General features: G+C 55.7%; 21 protein-coding genes and 1 CRISPR repeat array (1 of these 22 only partly in view). Of the genes, 13 read left to right on the top strand and 8 right to left on the bottom strand.

What is annotated here, in order from left to right; genetic code table 11:
• Positions 1-3: 3 nt before the first annotated feature.
• Complete coding sequence (gene modA, locus RMS95_RS08670) at positions 4-783, top strand: molybdate ABC transporter substrate-binding protein (protein ID WP_310645343.1); 780 nt, start codon at positions 4-6, stop codon at positions 781-783.
• An 18-nt stretch (positions 784-801) separates the two neighbouring features.
• Here the strand turns inward: modA and RMS95_RS08665 are convergent, their stop codons facing one another.
• From RMS95_RS08665 to RMS95_RS08655, 3 genes are read right to left on the bottom strand one after another with little or no spacing between them, the layout of a single operon-like run.
• Positions 802-1623 carry a substrate-binding domain-containing protein gene (locus RMS95_RS08665; RefSeq protein ID WP_310645342.1) on the bottom strand — a complete coding sequence of 274 codons (822 nt, stop codon included), beginning with the start codon at positions 1621-1623 and terminating at the stop codon, positions 802-804.
• Positions 1620-2321, bottom strand: coding sequence for an ATP-binding cassette domain-containing protein (locus RMS95_RS08660; RefSeq protein WP_310645340.1), 702 nt, complete (start codon positions 2319-2321; stop codon positions 1620-1622). The genes RMS95_RS08665 and RMS95_RS08660 overlap by 4 nt, the downstream gene beginning before the upstream one ends.
• Positions 2318-3055 carry an ABC transporter permease gene (locus RMS95_RS08655; RefSeq protein ID WP_310645338.1) on the bottom strand — a complete coding sequence of 246 codons (738 nt, stop codon included), beginning with the start codon at positions 3053-3055 and terminating at the stop codon, positions 2318-2320. Before RMS95_RS08655 ends, RMS95_RS08660 begins: the two co-directional genes overlap by 4 nt.
• 62 nt (positions 3056-3117) lie before the next feature.
• On the opposite strand from RMS95_RS08655, the gene RMS95_RS08650 reads away from it, so the two are divergent.
• The 4 genes from RMS95_RS08650 (at position 3118) to RMS95_RS08635 (ending at position 7029) form a co-directional block, all read left to right on the top strand.
• Complete coding sequence (locus RMS95_RS08650; RefSeq protein ID WP_310645336.1) at positions 3118-4248, top strand: substrate-binding domain-containing protein; 1131 nt, start codon at positions 3118-3120, stop codon at positions 4246-4248.
• A 123-nt stretch (positions 4249-4371) separates the two neighbouring features.
• Complete coding sequence (locus RMS95_RS08645) at positions 4372-4911, top strand: TRAP transporter small permease subunit (RefSeq protein WP_310645334.1); 540 nt, start codon at positions 4372-4374, stop codon at positions 4909-4911.
• Positions 4912-4923: 12 nt separating this feature from the next.
• Positions 4924-6444: a TRAP transporter large permease subunit gene (locus tag RMS95_RS08640; RefSeq protein ID WP_310645333.1), complete on the top strand. Its 1521-nt coding sequence runs from the start codon at positions 4924-4926 to the stop codon at positions 6442-6444.
• Positions 6445-6510: 66 nt separating this feature from the next.
• Positions 6511-7029, top strand: coding sequence for a hypothetical protein (locus RMS95_RS08635; RefSeq protein ID WP_310645331.1), 519 nt, complete (start codon positions 6511-6513; stop codon positions 7027-7029).
• 79 nt (positions 7030-7108) lie between these two features.
• On the opposite strand, the gene RMS95_RS08630 is transcribed toward RMS95_RS08635, so the two are convergent.
• The 4 genes from RMS95_RS08630 to RMS95_RS08615 all read right to left on the bottom strand — a co-directional run bounded on the left by RMS95_RS08630 (position 7109) and on the right by RMS95_RS08615 (position 11408).
• Positions 7109-8188: a TRAP transporter substrate-binding protein gene (locus RMS95_RS08630; RefSeq protein ID WP_310645330.1), complete on the bottom strand. Its 1080-nt coding sequence runs from the start codon at positions 8186-8188 to the stop codon at positions 7109-7111.
• Between the two features lie 186 nt (positions 8189-8374).
• Positions 8375-10231, bottom strand: a complete 1857-nt coding sequence (gene dxs, locus RMS95_RS08625; protein WP_310645329.1) for a 1-deoxy-D-xylulose-5-phosphate synthase — start codon at positions 10229-10231, stop codon at positions 8375-8377.
• Positions 10232-10233: 2 nt separating this feature from the next.
• Entirely contained in the window at positions 10234-11169 is a 936-nt protein-coding gene (locus tag RMS95_RS08620; protein WP_310645327.1) for a farnesyl diphosphate synthase, read from the bottom strand.
• A 2-nt stretch (positions 11170-11171) separates the two neighbouring features.
• On the bottom strand, positions 11172-11408 hold the full coding sequence (locus RMS95_RS08615; protein ID WP_310645325.1) for an exodeoxyribonuclease VII small subunit: 237 nt from the start codon (positions 11406-11408) through the stop codon (positions 11172-11174).
• Positions 11409-11580: 172 nt separating this feature from the next.
• On the opposite strand from RMS95_RS08615, the gene RMS95_RS08610 reads away from it, so the two are divergent.
• From RMS95_RS08610 to RMS95_RS08600, 3 genes are read left to right on the top strand one after another with little or no spacing between them, the layout of a single operon-like run.
• Positions 11581-12705: an aromatic ring-hydroxylating dioxygenase subunit alpha gene (locus RMS95_RS08610; protein WP_310645323.1), complete on the top strand. Its 1125-nt coding sequence runs from the start codon at positions 11581-11583 to the stop codon at positions 12703-12705.
• Between the two features lie 9 nt (positions 12706-12714).
• On the top strand, positions 12715-13611 hold the full coding sequence (locus tag RMS95_RS08605) for a DMT family transporter (RefSeq protein WP_310645321.1): 897 nt from the start codon (positions 12715-12717) through the stop codon (positions 13609-13611).
• Positions 13612-13639: 28 nt separating this feature from the next.
• Positions 13640-14509 (top strand): sulfurtransferase, encoded by an 870-nt coding sequence (locus tag RMS95_RS08600; protein WP_310645320.1) that lies wholly within the window; start codon positions 13640-13642, stop codon positions 14507-14509.
• A 1-nt stretch (position 14510) separates the two neighbouring features.
• Here RMS95_RS08600 and RMS95_RS08595 read toward each other — a convergent pair whose 3' ends face one another.
• Positions 14511-15374 carry a ZIP family metal transporter gene (locus tag RMS95_RS08595; RefSeq protein WP_310645318.1) on the bottom strand — a complete coding sequence of 288 codons (864 nt, stop codon included), beginning with the start codon at positions 15372-15374 and terminating at the stop codon, positions 14511-14513.
• Between the two features lie 77 nt (positions 15375-15451).
• On the opposite strand from RMS95_RS08595, the gene RMS95_RS08590 reads away from it, so the two are divergent.
• From RMS95_RS08590 to cas2, 5 genes are all read left to right on the top strand, one after another.
• Positions 15452-16072: a nucleotidyltransferase domain-containing protein gene (locus RMS95_RS08590; protein ID WP_310645317.1), complete on the top strand. Its 621-nt coding sequence runs from the start codon at positions 15452-15454 to the stop codon at positions 16070-16072.
• Positions 16020-16445 carry a hypothetical protein gene (locus RMS95_RS08585; RefSeq protein WP_310645316.1) on the top strand — a complete coding sequence of 142 codons (426 nt, stop codon included), beginning with the start codon at positions 16020-16022 and terminating at the stop codon, positions 16443-16445. The genes RMS95_RS08590 and RMS95_RS08585 overlap by 53 nt, the downstream gene beginning before the upstream one ends.
• Before the next feature lie 156 nt (positions 16446-16601).
• The gene (cas9, locus tag RMS95_RS08580; RefSeq protein ID WP_405023374.1) at positions 16602-19640 is read left to right on the top strand and encodes a type II CRISPR RNA-guided endonuclease Cas9; all 3039 of its coding nucleotides are present in this window, start codon (positions 16602-16604) and stop codon (positions 19638-19640) included.
• Positions 19641-19642: 2 nt separating this feature from the next.
• A complete protein-coding gene (gene cas1, locus RMS95_RS08575; protein WP_310645312.1) occupies positions 19643-20569 on the top strand; it encodes a type II CRISPR-associated endonuclease Cas1 in 927 nt (308 codons plus the stop codon).
• A 29-nt stretch (positions 20570-20598) separates the two neighbouring features.
• Positions 20599-20904, top strand: a complete 306-nt coding sequence (gene cas2 / locus RMS95_RS08570; protein WP_310645310.1) for a CRISPR-associated endonuclease Cas2 — start codon at positions 20599-20601, stop codon at positions 20902-20904.
• Positions 20905-20971: 67 nt separating this feature from the next.
• A CRISPR array of direct repeats spans positions 20972-21118; the repeat unit is 36 nt; unit sequence AGTCTAGACGATTGGGATATGCGCTCTAGCCGGAAC; it runs 681 nt beyond the window's last position.

Below are 21118 nucleotides of genomic sequence, written 5' to 3'. Positions count from 1 at the left end.
CACATGTCTAAGGCCCCACACACCCGTCGATCGTTCCAGTGCCGCGCCTTATTTGGCTTGGGGTTGATGCTCGTCGGCGTACACGCGCAAGCTGCCCCCCAACGATTGGTCATTTCTGCGGCATCTAGTTTGAGTGACGCGATGGTGGAAATCGGCCAAGCCTTCGAGCGTGCCGAGCCCAATCGGCGCGTGCTGTTTAACTTTGCAGCCTCCACACTGTTGTTGAATCAACTCGAACGCGGTGCAGACATCGATGTACTGGCAACCGCCGATGTCGAGACCATGGACCGTGCGCAAGCAGAGCGCTTGATTGAACCCGCCAGCCGAACGCCATTTGCCGCGAATGATTTGGTGTTGATCACACCACGCACGGGCCCCACCCCGACACGCTTGCAAGACTTGCTGCAACCCGAATTCAAACGACTCGGCATCGGCAACCCTGCCACCGTGCCCGCAGGCCGCTACGCTGAACAAGTGCTGGCGCAAGAGGGTTTGTCAGACCTGTTGCGCCCGCGTTGGGTACGCGCGGAGAACGTGCGACAAGTGCTGCAGTCTGTGGCCTTGGGCGAGGTCGATGCAGGCTTTGTGTACAAAACAGACGCGCTGCGCGAATTACGCCGCGTCAACACCGTGATGACCTTGACCCAGCATGCGCCCGTTGTTTACCCCGTGGCACAAGTGCGCAGCAGCAAACAACCCTTTTTAGCCCGTCAGTTCATCGCGTTCTTGCAATCACCATTCAGCCAAGCCGTGCTGAAACGGCATGGCTTTGACACGATTTAAAACGGCCAATTCAAGGCCTTATTTGTTGGCGTTGGGGAAGAACAACGTCTCGCCACCAATTTTGTAGCTGGCGATGAACGCTTGCCCCGCAGGCGAGACGACCCAGTCCACAAATTTCTGTGCCAGATCTGCTTTGACGTGCGGGTGCTTGGCCGGATTGACGACCATCACGCCGTATTGGTTGAACAAGCGGTTGTCCCCCTCCACCAGCACTTGCAAATCTTGGCGGTTCTTGAAGTTCAGCCATGTGCCTCGGTCGGTCAAGGCATAGGCCCCCGTAGAAGACGCGATGTTCAACGCAGGGCCCATGCCACAACCGCACTCTTTGTAGCCTACGCCTTTGTTGTCTAAGCCCGCCAACTTCCAGTAACGCAACTCAGCGGCGTGGGTGCCACTTTTGTCGCCACGCGACACGAAGTTGGCTTGCATGGACGTGACTTTTTGCAAGGCAGACACAATGTCTTTACCGCGCACTTTGGCGGGATCGTTCGCAGGGCCAACCAACACAAAATCGTTGTACATCACGGGGTAGCGCTTCACGCCAAAGCCCTCGGCCACAAACTTTTCTTCGGCAGCTTGGTCGTGCACGAACAGCACATCGGCATCACCGCGACGGCCCGTGTCCAAGGCTTGCCCTGTGCCCAAGGCCACCACTTTGATCTCAATGCCCGTGGCCTGTTTGAAAGCGGGCAGCAGGTGTGAAAACAAACCCGACTGCTCTGTCGACGTGGTCGAGGCCATGACGATGCTCGGCGTTTGCGCCTGCACCGCGCTGCCCCCCAAACACAGGCCCCATGCCAACCCTGCGGCCAACGACAACAAATGTGTGCGACCTGTCATACCAACTCTCCTTTAAGAAACAAATGCGCCTGCGGATGGCTGTCTGCCAACGGCTGATTGAAAAAATGATCCACGGGCAAATCGGCCAACACGCGACCAACTTCTAAATAAATCACGCGCGTCGCCAAGCGTTTGACTTGGCCCAAGTTGTGGCTGCTGAACAGCAAGGTGACCCCAGAGGTGGCCACCCAATCGGCCATCATTTGCTCCACCTCTCGCTTGGCATGCGGGTCGAGGCTCGACGTGGGTTCGTCCAGCAACACACAGTCGGGTTGCAAAGCCCAAGCGCGGGCCAACGCCAAGCGCTGTTGCTGGCCGCCCGACAAGGTGCGCGCGGGACGCTCGGCCAAGTCTTGCAAATCGACACGATGCAACGCGACCATCGCCTGCGCCTTGGCCGCACGCCAAGGCACGCCCTGCAACCACAAGCCCCACATCACAAAACGCACAACCGAGGTACGCAACATGTGCGGTCGCTGAAACACCATGGCTTGACGCACCGAGGGTGCTGCACGCACTTGGCCTTGCGACGCTGGCAACAAACCATGCGCCACACGCAAGAGCGTGCTTTTGCCACACCCATTGGCGCCGACCAACGCCACACGCTCTCCGGCGCGAATGCTCAGGCTCACCTCACGCAACGCCGTGTGGGTGCCGAATTGGACCGACACCTGCTTCAAATCCAGCACCGCGCTCATGCCAGCACGCCTTGCACGGCGCCCGACATCGCGCCTTCTGAACCTTGACGCCAGCGCCGCAAAACCGAAATGCACACGTTCAAAAGCAGCACCACCGCCATCAACACCAACCCCAAGGCAAGAGCCAAGGGCAAGTCACCTTTGCTGGTTTCGAGGGCAATGGCGGTCGTCATCACGCGTGTGAAACCTTCGATGTTGCCGCCCACCACCATCACAGCACCCACCTCAGAAATCGCACGACCGAAGGCGGCAATCAACACGGTCAGCAAGGTGTAGCGCTCATCCCAAGCCAGCAACACACTGCGCATCCAAGGCGCAGCGCCCAGGGACTGCAATTGCTCGCCATGGCTGCGCTCAGCATCTTCGACGCACTGACGCGTCAAGGCTGTGACGACCGGTAACACCAGCATGGCTTGGGCCAACACCATCGCCTTGAGGCTGAACAACCAACCCAAAAAGCCCAAAGGGCCTGTGCGCGACAGCAGCAAATACACCAACAAGCCAACCACCACAGATGGCAATGCCAACAAGGTGTTGAGCACCGTCAGCAGCGCATCACGCCCCGCGAACCGTGCCACGCCCAACCAAGCCCCCAACACCATGCCCAAACTACAAGCCATGGCGGTCGCCAACACGCTCACCCATAAGGAGCGCGCGACGATGGACCAGAGCAAAGGGTCAAATTCGATGAGGAGTTGTAGCGAAGCCGTAGCGGTATCTGTGAACGTAGACATAAGGACAGTTAGACTTTGCATGATCCTAGCCAGGCACTTAAAACCTCACCATATGTAAACCCGTGCATAGCGTTCGTCTCAACTACACCCTCAATCACCACAGCGACAAAGAGAGCAGCCCGCCTGACGCGGCGTTGCTGCGCCATCCCTTGATGGATTTGCTGCAAGCGGTCGCCCAGCAAGGCTCGATTTCAGCAGCCGCCCGTCAATTGAATTTGTCTTACCGTCACGTCTGGGGCGAACTCAAACGCTGGGAAGAGGTGATGGGACATGAACTCATCGTGTGGGAAAAAGGCCAATCGGCGCGTCTGACAGAGTTTGGCGACAAGCTGATGTGGGCAGAGCGTCAAACCCAAGCGCGCTTGGCACCGCAAATCGAAGCCTTGCGTGCCGACTTAGAGCGCACCTTTGCCGTCGCGTTTGACCCCGACGCGCATGTGCTGACGCTCTACGCCAGTCACGACGACGCCCTGCCGCGCCTGCGCGAATACGCGGCCGAACAAGGCCTTCATTTAGACATTCGGTTTTGCGGCAGCGTGGACGCGATTCGGGCACTCAATGAGGGACGCTGCACCTTGGCTGGCTTTCACACACAGTCGCAAGCCAGCAAAACCTCGCACGCGGCCAAAGCGTACCGAGGCTTGCTGCAGCCAGGCCTGCACAAAATCATCGGATTTGCGACGCGCGTACAGGGGCTGATCGTGGCCCCTGGCAACCCGTTGCAACTTCATAGCCTGAAAGACGTGGTCCAAACCCGTGCCCGCTTTGTGCACCGCAGCCTCGGCACAGGCACCCGGGTTTTGCTCGACGATGTGCTGGACCAAGCCCAACTGACATTGAGCGACTTAAACGCTTTACCGGACGATGAGCCCTCGCACACCGCCTTGGCCGAGGCGATTGCCTCCGGTCGCAGTGATGTGGGTTTGGGCATTGAGAGCACGGCCCGTGCACGCGGCTTGGGCTTTGTGCCTTTGTTGCAAGAGCACTTTCATTTGGTCTGCCTCAAGTCTGCTTTGGACACCCCCGCCACCCAAGCACTGCGCGACTTGCTGCAAGAGCGCGCTTGGCGCGATGTGCTGAACGCCCTGCCCGGCTACGCGGCGCAGTCGAGTGGTGACGTGCAGTCGCTGAGTGCGCTGTTGCCTTGGTGGACGTTCCGAAAAACCAAAAAAACAGCACAAACCGCGACTTGATGCGCTCATTCAGACACCGTTGAAGTATTTTTCACAGCAGCATCACAAACTTCACGGCCTAAACAGGCCCCTCGCCTTTGGGCTTGGTACCATCAAGGGTTGGCAAAAAACTGGAGGCACACTGTGTCAAAACTTCTTAAATTTGCGTTAGGCGTTGATTGGGTGAGCGAGCGTTTTGGCGCTGTCGCGGCTTTCACCGTCATGGCTGCCGCCTTAATTTCAGCAGGCAATGCGTTCATTCGCTACGGTTTCGACATCAGCTCTAACGGCTGGCTCGAAATTCAGTGGTACTTGTTTGCGGCCACCGTGATGCTGGGTTCGCCCTTGGTCCTGAAACTTAACGAGCACGTACGTGTCGATTTGTTCTACGGCAAGCTCAAAGGTCGGCTCCAGATCTATGTCGACTTGTTTGGCCTGGTGATCTTCCTGCTGCCGGTCATGGTCATGCTGGCTTGGTTGAGCTTTCCGCTATTTCTCAAAATGTTCGTCACACAAGAGATGTCTAGCAACGCTGGCGGCTTGATCCGCTGGCCAGCCATGTTGTTATTGCCGTTGGGCTTTGCATGGATGTTCATGCAAGGACTCAGTGAAATCATCAAGCGCGTGGCTTACTTGCAAGGCAAGTTTGAAATGGACACGCACTACGAAAAGCCCGTGCAATAAGGACACACGATCATGCAAATGGAAAACTTCGCGCCCTTCATGTTCGGGGGGCTTGTCCTCACGATGCTCATTGGCTTCCCCGTCGCGTTCTCGCTGGCGTTTTTGGGCCTCGCTTGTGGTTTCTTTGCCATCAGCATGGACTGGTTCCCCGCCAGTTTCATGGCCAATTTGCCACTGAACATTTTTGGCATTCTCAGCAACGACTTGTTGCTCGCCATCCCGTTCTTCACCTTCATGGGTGCCATTCTTGAAAAGTGTGGCCTCGCGGAAGACATGCTCGACTCGATGGGCCAATTGTTTGGCCCTGTCAAAGGCGGCTTGGGCTACTCGGTCATCATCGTGGGCTTTATCTTGGGCGCCATCACGGGCACCGTGGCTGGTCAAGTGATCGCCATGGCCTTGATTTCACTGCCTGTGATGATCCGTTACGGCTACAACATGCGCTACGCCACGGGCGTGCTGGCGGCCTCAGGCACCATCACACAGCTGGTGCCACCGTCGCTCGTTTTGGTGGTGATGGCTGACCAACTCGGTCGCTCCGTGGGCGATATGTACAAAGGCGCGTGGGGGCCCTCATTGCTGCAAGTGGGCATTTTTGCGCTCTACACCTTTGGCTTGAGCTTGGTCAAACCTGAGCATGTGCCTGGTGTGCCCAAAGAAGCGCGCACCTTGAACGGTTGGGCGTTGTGGGCCAAGTGCTTGCGCGGTATCGTGCCTTCTGCCTTCTTGATCTTTGCCGTGCTCGGCTCAATGGGCGGCTTGCCCGGCATCAACACCGCCATCGCGACCCCCACCGAAGCCGGTGCGATGGGCTGCGTGGGTGCGCTGCTCTTGGCCGCCATGCACAACCGCTTGGACAAAAACCTGATTTGGGACGCCATGCACAGCACCATGCGCCTGACGGCGATGGTGGTCTTCATCTTGATCGGCTCACGTGTGTTCTCGATGGTGTTCCAAGGTGTCGACGGTGCCAAGTGGGTTGAACATTTGCTGTCGGGCTTGCCGGGCGGTCAAGTGGGCTTCTTGATTGTGGTGAACGTGTTCATCTTCTTCTTGGCGTTCTTCCTCGACTTCTTTGAAATCGCCTTCATCATCTTGCCCATGCTTGGCCCCGTGGCCGACAAAATGGGCATCGACATGGTGTGGTTCGGCGTGCTGCTGTGCGTGAACATGCAGACCAGCTTCATGCATCCACCGTTCGGCTTTGCCCTCTTCTACTTGCGCGGCATTGCTGACACCTTGTTCAAAGAAGGCCGCATTGAGAAGCCCGTCAAATCCAACGACATCTACATGGGCGCCATTCCTTGGGTGATCATGCAGCTGGTGCTGGTGGTGATCGTGATCTTCATCCCCGAGACTGTGACCATGTTCTTGGACAAAGAAGAAAAAGTCGACCTCGACAAAGTCGTGATCGAGATGCCTTCTGAACAAGAAGTGCCAGACGTTGAACTCAAACTCGATGGCACCAAACCGACAGACGCTGACAACGCGGCTGAAGAGCAAAAGAAGATGGATGAGCTTTTCAAGAAGTAACCATTGACTTGACACACAAGCCCCTCCGGCATTTCCGAGAGGGGCTTTTTGTTGGCGGCACATACCATGACAGATTTTCACACCACACCCTCACCCGCCCCGCTCATGGGCCCTGAACCTTTTCGCTTTGCCCCCTCACCCGACGTCTTAGAAGGCCCTGCGTTCTCGCGCACCTTTCAAGGCATCACCGTACTCACGGTGTTGGGGTCGGGCTACTGGTTATTGCGTTTATGGCAACAAGGCAAATTCGGTGGCGACACGGGCTGGGAAGGCTTGCGCAGCGCTGGCTGGTTTGTCATGGGCTGGGCCCTGCTGGCATGGACCGCTTGGCATGTGCTGCGCAGCCGAGTGCGCATCGACGCAACGGGCCTTCACCAAACTTGGATTTGGGATAAGCACCAAAATTTGGATGAACTGGCCTACGCCAAGCTGCTGCGCGTTCGCGGATTGGAATGGCTGATGGCACCACGCTTTTACACACGAACCTTGGCGGGCAAGTTCACAGTGTTCTATGTGACCCAACCCGATATGCTGGAAAACTGCCGTCGCTTGGCCCAGGAATTGGAAACCTTTCGACGCATGTGAAGTCAATGACCCCCACGCTTCAGGCATAAAAAAAAGCCGCGCTGAGCGCGGCTTTTTAATGCACGAGACAAAAACTAAATTACAGCTTTTGTGCTTGCATGAAGGAGTCAAACTTGGCTTCCGTGAAACGGAACCACAAGTTTTGATCACCACGGAACTTGGCGTAATCGGTGTAGACCTTTTTCCAGTTTTCGTTCTTTGCAGAAATTTCGTTGTAGAAGGCCATAGACTCTTTGAAAGCCGCAGCCATCACGTCTTTGGGGAACTCGCGCAGCTTGGTACCCGAGCCCACCAACTGCTTCAAGGCAGCAGGGTTGCGTGCGTCGTACTTGGCTTGCATGTCTGTGTGAGCCATCGCAGCGGCCGCTTCAACAATGGCTTTATTCTCTGGCGAGAGAGCTGCAAATGCTTTGTCGTTGATGAAGAAGTCGAGCTGAGGACCACCTTCCCAGAAACCTGGGTAGTAGTAGAAAGGCGCCACTTTGCTGAAGCCCAATTTCAAATCGTCGTATGGGCCAATCCATTCGGCTGAGTCGATGGTGCCTTTTTCCAAAGCGGGATAAATATCGCCGCCAGGAATGTTTTGTGGCACAACGCCCAAACGCTCCAACACTTTGCCGCCGAAGCCACCGATACGGAACTTCAAACCTTTGAGGTCAGCCAAAGATTTGATTTCTTTACGGAACCAACCACCCATTTGAGCGCCTGTATTACCGCCTGGGAAGTTGACGATGTTGTACTTGGCGTAGAACTCACGCATCAACTTCAAACCGTTGCCTTCATACATCCAAGCCGTCATCTGACGGCTGTTCAATCCGAAGGGAATGGCGCAACCCAATGCAAAAGTCTCATCCTTACCGAAAAAATAGTAAGGGGCTGTGTGCGCCATCTCGATGGAGCCTTGCTGCACACCGTCAACGACACCAAAAGCTGGCATGATTTCACCGGCAGCGTGCACCGAGATTTCAAACTTGCCACCTGACATAGCTTTGACAGCCTTAGCAAAAGTTTCAGCAGCACCATGGATGGTGTCAAGCGACTTAGGAAAGCTTGAAGCCAAGCGCCAGCGAATAGCCGCTTGAGCGTGAACGGCTGGGGCAGCACCTGCGGCCAAAATGCCAGCAATGCCTGCATTTTTGATAACGGAACGACGGTCCATGTAAGACTCCAAATAGTTAAACCAGTGTGCTTGTCAATCTCAGGTGTATCACCTGAATGACACGCAACGAGGCGAGATTGTATGCAGGCTTAACGCTCAAAATCCACGGGTTTGCCCGCAAAAAAATAAGCGATTTAAAAATTCAAAACGTGTGAAATTGCTTCACATCGCATTCAAATCTAAAAATTAATTCAAAAGATTTAAAAATCGTTTCGCAATAGAGGCTTGAATGCCTGCCGCATCCAAACCCAATTCGGCAAGCAGCTTCACAGGGTCGCCGTGTTCCGTAAACACATCGGACACACCCAAAACCAACACGGGCTTGGGTTGTTCGAGGTCTTGCAAAGCTTCGAGCACGGCCGAACCAGCGCCGCCCATGACGGCCCCCTCCTCCACCGTCACCAAGGCATCGTGCGTGGCAGCGATGTGTGCAAGGAGCTCGATGTCCAAAGGCTTGGCCCAACGCATGTTCACCACGGTTGCGTTGAGCGCCTCACCGGCCTCCAAGGCGGGATAAAGCAGCGTGCCAAACGCCAAAATCGCGATGCGCTGACCTGCACGGCGCACTTCGCCTTTGCCAAACGGCAAAGCCTGCAAACCCGGTTGCACGGGCACCCCAACGCCAGCGCCACGGGGGTAACGCACGGCCACACAGTGGTCTTGCTCGTAAGCTGTGGTCAACAGCTGGCGGCATTCGTTTTCATCGGCAGGACAGGCCATGCTGACGTTAGGAATGCAACGCATGAACGGAATGTCATACAAACCGGCGTGCGTCGCGCCATCGGCCCCCACAATGCCTGCGCGATCGAGCGCCAGCACCATGGGCAACTTTTGCAAAGCGACGTCGTGGATCACTTGGTCGTAGGCGCGCTGTAAGAAGGTGGAATAAATCGCCACCACAGGCTTCACGCCTTCGCAAGCTAAACCGGCCGCAAACGTCACCGCATGCTGCTCGGCGATGCCCACGTCGTGATACCGATCAGGAAAGCGCTTGTGAAACTCCACCATACCCGAGCCCTCGCGCATGGCGGGCGTGATGCCCACCAGCAAGGGGTCGTGTTCAGCCATGTCGCACAACCATTGGCCAAAAACTTGAGTGAACGTGGTTTTAGCCACGCCCGTGCTGGGCACCAAGCCCACAGCGGGGTCAAACTTACCTGGGCCGTGGTAAGCCACAGGATCGGCCTCGGCCAATTTGTAGCCTTGGCCTTTTTTGGTGACCACGTGCAAAAACTGCGGGCCTTCCAAATGTTTGATGTTCTCGAGCGTCGGAATCAGCGACTCTAAATCGTGACCGTCGATGGGGCCAATGTAGTTAAAGCCGAACTTTTCAAACAAAGTGGCAGGCACCACCATGCCCTTGGCGTGCTCTTCAAAACGTTTGGCCAGCTCGAACAAAGGCGGTGCGCCTTTGAGCACCTGTTTGCCCACCTCTTTGGCGGCCGCATAGAACTTGCCGCTCATCAATTGGGCCAAGTAGCGGTTGAGCGCGCCCACGGGCGGGCTGATCGACATGTCGTTGTCATTCAAGATGACCAACAGTTTGGAATGGGTCACACCGCCGTTGTTCAAGGCTTCAAAGGCCATACCGGCCGTCATAGCGCCGTCACCAATCACGGCAATGGCGTGGCGCTGCTCACCTTTTTGCTGCGCGGCCACGGCCATGCCCAAGGCCGCCGAAATGCTGGTGGACGAGTGAGCGGTGCCAAAAGCGTCGTATTCGCTTTCGTCGCGACGGGGAAAACCACTCAAGCCATGACGTTGACGCAGCGTGCTCATTTGGTCACGGCGGCCCGTCAAAATTTTGTGGGGGTACGTTTGGTGGCCCACGTCCCACACGATGCGGTCGTGCGGGGTGTTGAACACGTAATGAAGCGCCACCGTCAACTCGACCGTGCCTAAGTTGGAACTCAAGTGGCCACCCGTTTTGGCCACGCTTTGCAACACATACGAGCGCAATTCATCGGCCAAAGTGCTGAGTTGCTGACGCGACAAGGCGCGCAAGTCGGCTGGCGAATTGATGGTGGGCAACAAAGTGGGCATGTTCAGGTATTCCGTTTCACGACGCGTTGCGCCAAAGCAGCCAACGCGTGGGTGTGTGTCAAGCCACTGGCTTGCAAGGCATCCAATGCTTCTTGCAGCAAGGCATCGGCATAAGCTTGCGCTTGGGTGAGGCCGAGCAAGGACACATACGTAGGTTTGTCATTCGCAGCGTCTTTGCCTGCGGTTTTACCAAGTGTGGCTGAATCAGAGATGACATCCAACACATCGTCGATCACCTGAAACGCCAATCCGAGGGCTTGGCTGTAGCGCTGCAAAGCACTCAACGCGTGCGAGCTGGCGGAGCCGCAAGCGGCGCCCATCATCACGCTGGCTTCGAGCAGCGCCCCCGTCTTCAAGCGGTGCATCTGGCGCAATTGGTCTTGGCTCAAGGCTTGGCCCACACTGGCCAAGTCAATCGCTTGACCACCGGCCATGCCCTGATAACCCGCAGCCACAGCCAACAAGCGGCACAAGCGCGCTTGCACATCACCGCGGATGTTGGACACCTCAGGCGTGAGCACTTCAAATGCCAAGGCTTGCAGCGCATCGCCAGCCAACAGGGCTTGCGCTTCGCCAAACTGCACATGCACCGTGGGTTTGCCGCGGCGCAGCACGTCGTTGTCCATGCAGGGCATGTCGTCGTGTACCAGCGAATACGCATGAATCAGCTCGACCGCACAGCCTGCGCGCAAAGCGGCTTCGTCCATGTCAGCACTGGCGTCACTTTGCGCCACTGCTTCGCGAGCCGCCAGCGCCAACAAAGGACGCAAACGTTTACCGCCATCTAACACGGCGTAGCGCATGGCCTCGCCCAAAGCGGCAGGCGCTTGGGGGTTGATCCAATGGGAGAGTGCCTGTTCGACTTGATCGAGACGCGTTTGGCTCCAAAACTCTAAGTCAAACGAACGCACAGACATGGCAGAAGTTGGAACGGCCATGTTCACGCGCCCGACCAAGGCTTGAGCACGCCGTTGTCAAGCACTTGAATTTGCTGCTCTACCGCGTCGAGCTGGGCGCGACAAAAGGCCAACAATTCGGCGCCACGCTGATAGCCAGACAGCAATTCGGCCAAGGGCAATTGGCCCGACTCCATTTGGGCCACCAAGCCTTCTAGCTCTTTCAAAGCCGCTTCGTAACTGGCGGGCGCGGTGGTTGCGGGGGTCTTGGCCTTGGTCATCGTGGTGCGCAGTATTTAAGTTGATCTGTGTGTAGCAAGTAACGCAACATTTTAGGCGGCTCCAAGGTGGGTGCGCACCCCTTGGCTACAATGAGGCTTCTCTCATCAGCTTGCGGGCTGATTTATTTTTTTCACTCACCTCCCTGTGGGGAGTCTTTAGGTCAGGTCACCCATGTCTGATTTAAGTCTTCAACTGCAGCAGGCTCATAGCCAACTACCAGTTACCAGTTACTTTGACGAGGCGCTGTTTCAGCGTGAACTGGAGACCATCTTTCAACGCGGCCCACGCTATGTGGGTCACGAACTTGCTGTGCCCAATGTGGGCGATTACTACGCTTTGCCCCATGAAGGCGAAGGGCGCGCGCTCGTGCGCTCGGCCCAAGGCGTAGAACTCATCTCTAACGTATGCCGCCACCGCCAAGCGGTGATGCTCAAAGGCCGTGGCTCTTTGCAAACGCAAGCCCCGGGCTCGGCAGGCGGCAACATTGTGTGCCCATTGCACCGCTGGACATACGCCCCTTCAGGCGAACTGCTGGGCGCCCCCCACTTTTCGCACGACCCTTGCCTGAACCTGAACAACTACAAACTGCGCACATGGAACGGCTTGCTGTTTGAAGACAATGGCATCGACATTGAGGCCGACTTGGCCAACATGGGCCCACGTGCAGCCTTGGACTTCACGGGCTTTGCACTTGACCGCGTAGAACTGCACGAGTGCAACTACAACTGGAAAACCTTCATCGAGGTCTACCTAGAGGACTACCACGTCGGCCCCTTCCACCCAGGCTTGGGTCAGTTTGTCACCTGCGACGATCTGAGCTGGGAGTTTCAAGACAACTACTCGGTGCAAACCGTGGGCGTGTCTGCTGGCTTTGGCAAACCCGGCTCACCAACCTACAAGACTTGGCACGACATGTTGCTCAAGTACCGCAATGGCGAGCTGCCTGAGCGAGGGGCCATTTGGCTCACCTACTATCCCCACATCATGGTGGAGTGGTATCCCCATGTGTTGACCGTGTCGACGCTGCACCCTGTCAGCCCGAATAAAACGCTGAACATGGTGGAGTTCTATTACCCCGAAGAAATCGTTGCCTTCGAACGCGAATTTGTCGAAGCCCAGCAAGCCGCTTACATGGAAACATGCATCGAAGACGATGAAATCGCTGAGCGCATGGACGCGGGCCGCAAAGCCCTGATGCAACGCGGCGACAACGAAGTGGGCCCTTACCAAAGCCCCATGGAAGATGGCATGCAGCATTTCCATGAGTGGTACCGCGGCAAACTCAGTTTTACCTGATCTCACAGCATGCAAGCCCTTTGGATGCTGCTAGGCGCAGCCTTTTTTGCCACCATGGGCGTGTGTGTGAAATTTGGTTCTGAGCACTTCAACTCCGCTGAGTTGGTGTTCTACCGAGGTGTGGTCGGCATCGTATTTTTGGCGGTCATTGCCAAACAAAAAAAGGTCTCGCTGCGCACGGATTACCCGGGGGCACATTTGTGGCGCTCGACCATTGGCGTGCTCTCGCTCAGCGCTTGGTTTTATGCCATTGCCCACCTGCCCTTGGCCACCGCCATGACGCTGAACTACATGAGCGGCGTCTGGGTAGCGGCGTTTTTGGTAGGCGGCTCGCTCATCAACTGGAACGGCCAAGACAACCGCAGCGCTTGGTCACAAGGCCCCCTTGCCTTGAGCGTGTTGGCAGGCTTTGCGGGCGTGGTGATGATGCTGCGCCCCACCCTCGAACAAAACCAAATTTTTGCAGGGCTGATTGGCCTGATGTCAGGCTTTGCCGCCGCTTTTGCCTACATGCAAGTGATGGCCCTCGGACGCTTGGGCGAGCCTGAAACCCGCACCGTGTTTTACTTTGCCATTGGCACGCTGATCGCAGGGGCCATCGGCATGGGCTTTGCAGGCGTGTCGGCATGGAACTGGGCGCACGCCATTTGGCTCCTGCCCGTGGGCGTGTTTGCCTCACTGGGCCAGTTGTGCATGACACGCGCCTACAGCAAAGGCGCAACGCTGGTGGTAGCCAACTTGCAGTACTCAGGCATTGTGTTTGCAGCGCTTTACAGCTTGCTGCTGTTTGGGGATGACATTCCGCTCATCGGTTGGATGGGCATGGCCCTCATCGTGGCCAGCGGCATGACCGCCACCTTGTTGCGTGCACGCGCGGCCCCCAACGCCCCCGCCGAAGAACATTGACTCGGCTCAAAGCCTAAGGAAATTTTGTATGTACACCACCCTCATTTCCGTCGCTCAACTGCAAGACCTGCAACACAGCGGCCAGCCGTTGGCTGTGTTTGACTGCACCTTTGACCTGATGCAGCCCACACAAGGCCATGCCCAATATATGGCGCAACACATCGCAGGTGCGCAACACGCAGACTTGGATGAACACCTCGCCACACACGACCCAGCCCTGCGTGTCAACGGGGGGCGTCACCCCTTGCCTCAGCGTGAAGTCTTTGCTGCATGGCTGCAAAGTACGGGCGTGAACAACAACACCCAAGTGGTGGTCTACGACCGCAACGGCATGAACTATTGCGGCCGCTTGTGGTGGATGCTGAAGTGGTGCGGCCACGACGCGGTCGCCGTGCTCGATGGTGGCTTGCAAGCATGGGTTGCAGCAGGCGGTGCGGTCACAGCTGGGGAAGATCACCCCTCCGCGGCAACGTCCGCTGAAGGCAACTTTGCCTTGCGCGAACCTTTGGTGGAGTTGGTCCACACCACCACCGTGTCTGCACGCTTGAACACGGGCACACAAACCATCGTCGATGCACGCGGAGCACCACGCTATCGCGGCGAAGTAGAACCCCTCGATCCCGTGGCTGGCCACATTCCGGGGGCGCTTAATCGCCCGTTCAACACCAACCTCAACGCAGAAGGCTTCTTCAAAAGCCCCGCGGAGTTGCGTGCTGAATTTGCCGCCTTGCTGGGCAACGCAAAACCAGAAAACGTGGTGCACCATTGCGGCAGCGGCGTGAGCGCCGTGCCCAATGTGTTGGCCATGGAAGTCGCGGGCCTTGGCCGCACTGCGCTGTATGCGGGCAGCTGGAGCGAGTGGTGCAACACACCCGGCTTGCCCTGCGAAAAATCTTAAATCAGTGCTGCGCCCACTCGCCCAAAGCGGCGACTAAAGCGATGCCTGCAAACAGCCACGCCACTTGCGCAGCCGTCTCACGCGGTGAAAGGCGCTTTTGCAACTGTGGAATCAAATCGGCCAGCGCCACATAAATAAAGCTGCTGGCCGCTGCCACCAAAAAGTACGGCAAATACGCCTGCAAGGCGCCCACCAACACATAACCCACCACGCCGCCAATGGCCGTGACGCCCCCTGCCAAGCTGAGCTTGAACAAAGCAGCCCGCGGGTTGCTCAGCGTTTGGCGCAGCACCACCAAATCGCCCACATGGTGCGGCACCTCGTGCGCCATGACGGCCAATGCAGCCGCAACGCCCAAACGTGGGTCAGCCACAAACGCCGCCGCAATCAAAATGCCATCGCCAAAGGCGTGCACGCTGTCGCCCAATAGCACCGCCCAACCACCGCTGTGGTGGGTATGACCATGGTGATCGTCATGTGCATGGTGCGTCGCGTGTGTGTCGTGGTCATGCGAATGGGCATGCAAGTCGTGTACGTGATGCACGGAATGCGCGTCTGCATGGTTGTGGCTGTGCCCATGCTCGTGCCCGTGGTGCCACAACTCCGCCTTGTCGAGCAAAAAGAAGAACACCAAGCCCACCAACAGCGCGGCAAACATGGTCTGCGGAGAAATACCCGCGACCACCGACAACTCAAACGCCTCAGGTAACAAGCGCGTGAAGGCCGTGGCCATCAAAGCACCAGCAGCCAAGCTGAGCAAATGTTGGGTAAATCGCGACAGCAAGGCATAGGCCAGCAACGCCGCCAGCCACACACTGCCCATGCCTGCGACCAAGGTGCCGACAAGAATAGAAATCAAAGTCATGGGGGGATTATCCCGTGCCTTCTTGCAGCCTAAAATCATTAAGCCAATATTTAGCATGATCATGCTAATATTTGGCTATGTCTATCGCTTCATCTCTGTTCAGCGACAGCCAAACACGGCTGCTGCCTTGGCTGTTTGGCCAGCCTGAGCGCAGCTATCACCTGAGTGAGCTGCGCCGTCTCACGGCGCTAGGCAGCGCGTCACTACAGCGCGAACTCAACCGCTTGGAAGCGTCGCAGCTGGTGCAGTCCACACGCGTGGGCAACTTGCGCTGCTTTCAGGCCAACCCACAAAGCCCTGTTTACGCAGAGCTGGTTGCCCTCACTCGCAAAACCATGGGCGCTGCACCGCTGCTGCAACAAGCCTTGCAGCCCATGGCCACCAACATCAGCACCGCGTTTATCTTTGGCTCTGTGGCCAAAGGCACAGAAACGGTCAACAGCGATGTGGATGTGCTACTGGTGGGTGATGGCTTGGTGCTGAGTGACATTCTTCAACTGCTACTTCCAATAGAAACCTTGTTGGGCCGCAAAATAAATCCGACCTGCTACACGCCTCGTGAATACGCCAAGCGTTTGGCAGAGCCGGATTCTTTTGTGAACCGCATCTTGGCGCAGCCCACGCTGCCTTTGATTGGAGATGTGAATGCCACCCAACGCTCTGGAGAACTTGGCTCGGATAGGCCAACTCAAAGTTGAACCACGCAACAATGCCGAAGTGCAGCGCATGCTTGACATGGCACGCACACGGCTGGCAGATGCGCAAATTAGCCGCCTTTCTGCCGAAGGCCGATTTACCAGCGCCTACAACGCAGCGCACGCCGCCGCACTAGCCGCACTGCGATGGCACGGCTACCGAAGTGAAAACCGCTACACCGTGTTTCAGTGCCTCACCCACACACTGAACTGGCCCGCACACCAATGGCGTGCGTTGGACATGGCCCACCAAAAACGCAACTTGGCTGAATACGAAGGCTATTTGGAAATTGAGGAATCGCACATTGCGCAGTTGTGTGCGTTGGTGACAAATCTAATTAGGGATGTTGAAAACGTAGTCAGTACAACTCTTTAAACGCAGCCGTCAATAGATAAAGGGCCGCATATAGCGGCCCTTTCATTTGGTGCATCTTTCTGCTTGTTAGCGTCCAGAGCGCATATCCCAATCGTTTTATGCGAATCAAATATAGCACAATAGGTTTAACTTTTAGATAACAAGCACGGTTACTCCATGAACAAAATGCGCTACCGACTCGCCCTTGACCTTGGTTCGACATCACTGGGCTGGGCAATGGTCAGGCTGAATTCAAACGAAGCAACATGTGCCATTGTCAAAGCGGGTGTCCGCATTTTTAGCGATGGACGCAACCCTAAAGATGGCTCATCGCTTGCCGTCACAAGGCGTGAAGCTCGCGCTATGCGCCGTCGCCGGGACAGACTACTTAAGCGCAAAGCACGGATGATAAAAACACTCATCGCACATGGCTTCTTTCCAGAAGATACCGATGAGCGAAAGTTACTAGAACCAACAGACCCGTTTGCGCTTCGCGCCAAAGGCCTTGACCAAGTACTCAAACCCGAAGAGTTTGCGCGGGCTCTGTTCCATATCAATCAGCGTCGTGGCTTTAAGAGCAACCGAAAAACAGATAAAAAAGAGAACGACAGTGGTGCGCTCAAAACTGCTATCAGCCAACTGCGTCAGGCTATGCAAGTCACACAATGCCGCACCGTCGGTGAGTGGCTGAATGCTCGACATCAGTCGGGGCTATCTGTGCGTGCGCGTTATCGCCCACACATGGTGGCGCGAGAGGATGGCAAAACCAAAACCGAAATGCGCTACGACCTCTACATCGATCGGGCCATGATCGAAGGCGAGTTTGATGCGCTCTGGAAAAAACAATCCGAACTCAACCCACAACTGTTTAACGAAACAGCGCGCGCAGAACTCAAGGATTGCTTGCTTCACCAGCGCCCACTCAGACCCGTCAAGCCTGGCCGATGCACGCTCATGCCCGAAGAAGAGCGAGCGCCATTGGCACTGCCTAGCCAACAACGCTTTCGCATTTACCAAGAGGTCAACAACCTGCGTTTGTTGAAAGAAGGCCTGAATGAGCAAACCCTCACGCTAGAACAACGTAACCTCATCGTGCAAGCACTTGAAGGCAATACCAAGCGAACCTTCACGCAAATTAAAAAGCTGATTGGATTTGCTGGCGACTTCAACTTAGAAGACGAAAAACGCACGGAACTCAAAGGTAACAGCACCAGTGCAATGCTCAGCAAAAAAGATTTGTTTGGTCCTGCATGGTTTGACCTGAGAGAAGAACAACAAGACAGCATCGTTATTCAGCTAGTCAAAGAAGAAAACGAAGCCACACTGGTGCGCTGGTTGCAACACAACACGGGCATCGACGAAGCCACCGCAGAACGCGTGGCCAACACCAACTTAGCCGAAGGCTACGGCAGCCTTTGTTCCAAGGCACTGCAAAATATATTGCCAGCACTCAAGGCTGAAGTCATCACCTATGACAGGGCTGTTTTAGCTGCTGGGTTTGACCATCACAGCAACATCAGTCATGCGAGTACAGGCGAGATATTGCCTTGCCTACCCTACTACGGCGAATACTTGCAACGCCATGTTGGTTTTGGCACAGGCAAGCCAGAAGACACGCCAGAGAAGCGTTACGGCAAGATTGCCAACCCCACCGTACACATTGGGTTGAACCAAATTCGCACGGTGGTGAACGCGCTGATCAAGCGCTATGGCCACCCAAGTGAAGTCATCATTGAACTGGCCCGCGATTTGAAACAAAGCCAAGAGCAACGCAAAGAAGAACAACAGCGCCAAGCCGCTAACCAAAAGCGCAACCAACGTATGCGCGAAGACATTGCTGCGCTGCTGCACATCAGTGCAGATCGTGTCAAAACTGCCGATCTTCAAAAAATGATTTTGTGGGAAGAGTTGAGTTTCAATGTGGCCGACCGACGCTGCCCTTACAGCGGTGTGCAAATTAGCGCGCAAATGCTGTTTAGCGACCAAGTGGAGATTGAGCACATCTTGCCTTTCTCAGAAACTTTGGATGACAGCCTGAGCAACAAAACAGTGGCCATGCGCCAAGCCAACCGCATCAAAGGCAACCGCACCCCTTGGCAAGCCAAAGATGACTTTGCAAAACAAGGATGGGCTACAGAAGACATGCTGGCACGCGCCGAACTGATGCCAAGAAACAAACGCTATCGCTTTAGCGAGACCGGCTACGCACAGTGGCTGCGTGATGACAAAGGCTTTTTAGCGCGCGCACTGAACGACACACGCCACCTTAGCCGCGTGGCCAAGGAATACATGAGCCTTATCTGCCCCCAAGACACGCGTGCTGTGCCAGGCCAGTTGACCGCCATGTTGCGTGGCAAGTTTGGGCTTAACAACATACTTGGCCTAGATGGTGAGAAAAACCGCAACGACCACCGACATCACGCGGTAGATGCTTGCGTCATTGCAGTGACAGACCATGGCATGCTGCAACGCTTTGCACAAGCCAGCGCCAGCGCACGCCAGCAGCAGCTTGGCAAACTGGTAGACACCATGCCCATGCCTTGGACCACCTACCGTGAGCATGTGCAACGTGCCATCGAAAACATTTGGGTCAGTCATAAGCCTGATCATGGGCATGAAGGAGCCATGCATAACGACACAGCCTATGGTTTGGGCGCAAATGGAAAAGTACGCCTACACAAAATGGTGGAAGGCGTTCGTACGTTGGAAGAAAGCTCACTGAAAGTCATTGCATTCAGCGAACCCAAAGCACCAGCACGTCACGGTGTGTTACCCACTGGCGAACCCAAACCTTATAAAGGCTACAAAGGCGACAGCAACTATTGCATCGAAATTGTGCGCAATGAAAAAGGCAAATGGGAGGGCGAAGTTGTCTCTACATTTGAGGCCTATCAAATCGCACGCACTCATGGCACGCAAAGACTTAGGAATAAAAAAATTAGCCTTACTGGAAAACCGCTAGTGATGAGGCTCATCATTGATGACACTGTGATTTTGACAATTGATGGCAACCAAAACGTTTTGCGACTGACTTACATGGCATCGGTAGGCACTATGGCATTCGCTGAATGTCACGAAGCCAATGTCGATAGGCGGACACGAAGCAAAGAACTCGCCTACATATTTAAAACGGCAGGTTCACTTCAAAAAGCAAATGGTCGCCGCGTCACCGTTTCCCCCATTGGCGAACTCAAAGACCCAGGCTTTCAAGGCTAAGCATGCAAGGCCGCATCGTTGAAGTTGCCGATGACCGAAGACACCTGTCGGTCTATCGCGGCTTCATGCTGGTGCACAGCACAGGCGATGAACGCCAAGAGTTAGGCCGTGTAGCGCTGGACGATATGGCTGCGCTCATTGCCAGCGCGCACGGCATCAGCTACACCAACAACTTGCTGGTAGCCCTGGCTGAACGAGGCGTGCCTTTTGTGCTGTGCGCAGCCAATCACAAACCTGTTGGCATGTTGTGGCCCTTAGATGGCCACCACTTGCAAGCCCACCGATTTGATGCCCAAATCGCCTGCCCATTGCCTACTAAAAAACGTTTGTGGGCCAGACTTGTAAAAGCCAAACTGATGCAACAAGCAACAGTTCTAGAAGCCACAGGCTTAGCTGCAGCGCATTTAAAAACATTGGCCAAAAACGTACGCAGTGGTGACCCCGAAAATCTTGAAGCCCAAGGCGCACGCAAATATTGGGGGCTGTTGTTTGGCACTTTGTTTAGGCGCGATCAAGACGCTGACGGGCTCAATGCGCTGCTGAACTATGGCTACACCGTGCTGCGGGCTGCCACGGCCCGTGCAGTAGTTGCCGCAGGTTTGCACCCCAGCATTGGGCTGCACCATAGCCATGACAACAACGCCATGCGATTGGTGGATGACTTGATGGAGCCGTTCAGACCTGTGGTTGATTGGACCGTTTGGCAACTGCAACACAACCAGCCCTGCCACGTTAACCCTGACACCAAACGCGCCTTGGTCAAAAGCCTGTACCTAGACCTTGCTACACCAGCTGGCAACACACCTGTATTGGTGGCTATACAGAAACTGGCTACATCTTTGGCCCAAGTGCTGACCAACGAGCGCACGGCACTTGACCTGCCGCCCCCATGCGTGCCCGCAGCGCATGTGCAGGACATGCGCGATTGATTTGCAACATGCTGAGCGGATACAGACTCATGTGGATGCTAGTGATGTTTGATTTACCCGTGGTGACAAAACCCGAACGCAAAGCGGCCAATGAGTTTCGGCTCAATTTATTAGACATGGGTTTTCTGCGCAGCCAGCTAAGTGTGTACATGCGCTTTTGCACCAGCCACACGCAAGTGCAAACCTATTGCCAACGTGTAGAACAGGCACTTCCGCTAGGAGGACAAGTCAACATTCTGCAAATGACCGACAAGCAGTACGAACGCATCATTAGCTTTCAGGGACGCAAATGCATGCCTGCTAAAAAAACGCCAGATCAGTTTGATTTGTTTTGAATCAGCCGGTTTTTTGAACGCCGAAAAGCAAATAACCTCTTGTAAAACAAGAGGTTACGTGCTGCCTAGTCTAGACGATTGGGATATGCGCTCTAGCCGGAACCTCATACGTTTGGTTGACTACATCGAGGGAAGTCTAGACGATTGGGATATGCGCTCTAGCCGGAACGCGGCCGCAGAGCGCATCAAAACACATCAAAGTCTAGACGATTGG

Source organism: Limnohabitans sp., from assembly GCF_031539175.1.
In the GTDB taxonomy this organism is placed as follows: Bacteria; Pseudomonadota; Gammaproteobacteria; order Burkholderiales; family Burkholderiaceae_C; genus Limnohabitans.
Note: the sequence above shows the minus strand (reverse complement) of the source record. Positions and strands in the feature narration are given on the sequence as shown.